This window comes from Clostridium sp. (assembly GCF_051650885.1).
Lineage (GTDB): Bacteria > Bacillota > Clostridia > Clostridiales > Clostridiaceae > Clostridium.
Genome location: NZ_JBOFRG010000069.1, coordinates 1 through 3,741 on the forward strand (window position 1 = coordinate 1; position 3,741 = coordinate 3,741).

General features: G+C 41.6%; 1 pseudogene. It reads left to right on the forward strand.

From position 1 onward, the window contains the following. A pseudogene (locus ACRC28_RS03545) lies at nt 1-1,650 on the forward strand (hypothetical protein); the annotation flags it as partial. Nucleotides 1,651-3,741: the final 2,091 nt, after the last annotated feature.

Consider the following 3,741-nt stretch of genomic DNA (forward strand, 5'->3'; position numbering starts at 1 on the left):
CAACAGGCAACCCAACGCATATCAAGAAGAAGGCTCAAGGTTGAAGACCCAACGCAACAACAGCAACCCCCTCCGCGATCACCCAACTCACTTTCTTCGGACAGCCAAAGCAGCACCAACTCATCAACTACAATGGCAGCACTATACTTGGACCTAACACCGGGATCCAAAGACTGGCTCACGGCATTATTGGAATGCCCCGATTTCAGCAGACAAACCAGAGAACTCACAGCTGAAAACAGCCCTGCGACCATAGAAGTCAAAGGGAACAACCGCACAGACATATACAACATGAACAATAATAGGTTGTCGGTACGAGTCCTAGGTTTCTGGAGGATTTGTGTACCCTCGCACACACCAAATGTGTTCCGTATGCAAATACTGCGACAAGCACATGACAGCATGACAGCAGGACATTTTGGAGAGAAGAAAACAATGGAGAAAATATGCTATACATTCTACTGGCCACAGATGACCCAGGATGTGGAGAACTACGTGGCAACTTGCAAAAGATGTAGAATGAGTAAACACATATGTATGAAAAGTGCTGGATTACTACATCCACTGGACATACCGAATAGAAGATGGGGAAGCATATCTATGGATTTCATAGTGGGACTACCTGCTACAGCAAACAACAACAATGCCATACTTTCTGTGGTTGACAGGCTCAGCAAAATGGCCCACTTCATCCCCTGCAGCATATCAATCACAGCAAAACAGACAGCACAATTATTCCTGGAGAGAGTTGTTGCCTACCATGGTATACCTGACGACATCGTGTCAGATAGAGACGCCCGCTTTACTTCCGCATATTGGGAAGAATTCTGTGATCAGCTGAATATCATCATCAAGAAATCAACTTCATTCCACCCACAGACTGATGGACAGACAGAGCGAGCCAACCGTACTATCGAGCAAATGTTGAGGTTATATATAGAGACGGATGAAAAGCGATGGGAAGAAATACTTCCCGTTGTTGAATTGGCATACAACTGTGCAAAGAATGAGTCAACAGGAATGAGCCCCTTCGAGGTTATGATAGGGGAGAATCCCAAACATGGCACCATCGAAGAAGACTGTATCACTTGGGAAATACCGCTGATGGACAAAAGATATAAAATGATTGTGCATCGGGTAACCACCCAGTTGCATATAGCACAACAACGACAGAAAAAACAAGCAGACCGACACAGAAGGGAGTTGGAGCTGAAGGTTGGAGACTTAGTATATGTGTCCACGCGTAATATGTACTTGCCATATAACCGTAAGTTCCGACCCTTGTATGTTGGCCCATACCCCGTCGTACAGAAAGTAGGAAAAGTCGCATATAAGTTACAGCTACCCCGCGATATGTTGTATCACCCCGTATTCCACGTTTCCCTATTAGTACCCACAGTTGATGTATCTCCAAATATACAAAGACAGGAGGAAGAATGGCAACCAATTATTGGTCAACATGGAGATCCAGAGTGGGAGGTGGAGGAGATCATGGATGTGAGAGGGAAAGGAAGGAATACTGAGTATCTGGTGAGATGGAAATGTGATGCGGCTCCAATGTGGTTGAATAAAAGTTTGTTGGACAATTGCAAGGAAAAAATTGCAATATTCAACAGAAATACGCGGAGTGGACACCTTCGCGGACCATGAAGTCGAGCCAGCGACGTGGAATGGACAGAAGCAGCAGTAGTGACCGGTGGGGTGCAGCAGTTCAGCAACGGCGGGGAAGGTGTAACGTGACCGCTACTTAAAATATTCTAACGTGTGAGTTCTACTATTAAATTAATGTATAGTAGTACAAATAAGTAAATAAAACAGGAATATGATTAAAGGATATAGGTGTAGACATAGTAAGGCTACCTAGAGGTGGCTACTACACCGGCAGCAGTTACCTCCACCCCGAAAAAGGAGTAACTTCATTTACAAATGATAGGATTAGAGAACTCACGTTCTCTAATGAAAAAATATAGATAAAAGTATAGTCATAGAACCTTAGAAGAAGATGGATAGATTAGTAATTAAGGATATTTCCTTGGGTGAATTCACACCTCGGGAATTCACATCTGGAAAGGAGCCTCAAAAGATAGAGAATTCAAATCACCTAAGAGGCCAAAATATCTTAATGAACTTAATTAATTAAAATAATTAAGATCGGTAAAATAAAATAAGAAAAAGGATAACACATTTTGGAGAACTAGTGGTTTCGGCCTTCCCCTAAGTTAAGGTTCGCTCACGGGGAAGTGGACCCTTGTGCATGCAAGGAAACTACTGTAACAGCAGCTCATAGGATCAACGGCGCGGTCAATCCGAGCAACATCGAGCCGCAGCCCCAGGACAAGACGAGACACAAGACGTACACCATCGTCTCGGTTCCCCATGTCTAGAGACGGCGAAGATGGATTAAAGTTTCTAGGATCGGAAGGATCGAGCAGGCAGAACATGCTTTGACCTGGTTTCATGTGTGTGTTCGTGTACATGGTTTTCTAAACTATACCCTGTATAGTAAACTAGAACCTTGTTTCTTTCTATAAATTGATATGTTCTATTTATTTATAGTAATTTACACTTAGTCAGTGATTTGTAGGAACTTTATACTATATTAAAGTCCACTTACCGACTTTGTGCTTAAGTTGGTATGCGTGTATGTTACTAGACGCGTATATGCTGTGAATAGTACATGAAACTTGCACGTATCACCTTTATATTTACTTATGTATTAATATATGGTATTTGTTTACTATACATGTCTTTAGACCGCTGAGATAGTAATCGCTTGTCTACCATTTCATGCCTCGATTCCCTCATCGAGTCTCTCCACCCTATCCCTGGTGCTCGACCCGGGTAGGTATATAATAAAGGAATTATCGTTTCCTCGGACTTTTGTCCTATTTTATATATTTTTAGTAATTGAATCCACCTCAGTGAGGTCCCAATACCTATTTCAATCAATTTGGCCCAGCTTTACCCCCAACCGTGAAGTTCAACAGGATCGCTTGGTGGACAGCGTCATCCTCGGGCAACAACAGTTAAGGAATTATCTACGGATCGAATTCATACTTCTTGTATGAATTCTATTTGGTGAATTTCACTGGTAAGTGGTAAGTTCACTATCCTTAACTAGTTTATTATCCACGTTACCTACCCAAGTAGGGATCTGTAGGTGACGAGCCTACAGTAGGTCCCCCAGCTCGTCCACTAGGTAGCGCACGCTTGTATTGAGTTTAGCGTTTAGACTAATTAGTTAGAAATACTAGAATTAGCCTAATTAGGACGGTAGAGGTATATTAGGATAGTTAGATATCTAGGTCACTTAACCCATACCCAACACTAGATCCCGGCTCACACAGAAAATGTGAATGAGCCTATAACTCACTAACTACACTAACTAACGTCCCAATATTCAATTGATGAATTCAATAACCATTATAATTAACATTAAAACTAATAAACCCCAAGGTTAATACTAGTAACCGCTCTTTAACTTGACCTGCAACCCTGACCCTAAACCGGACAACCGGACCTAAGCCTAAGTATCCCCTAGAGGGATTAATCATTAATTACACTACGTATCACTAATTAAAATTAAAAGACCCCTCAATTCAATAATAAATACATTAAACAATTTAAAATAAAGTCTAAACCCTGAGCGCATTACAATTAATGGAGGGCCCGGACGGAAATTATTACAACCCTCCTAATAATTTAATCATACAATTAAAACCCTAATAAACAATTAATAAT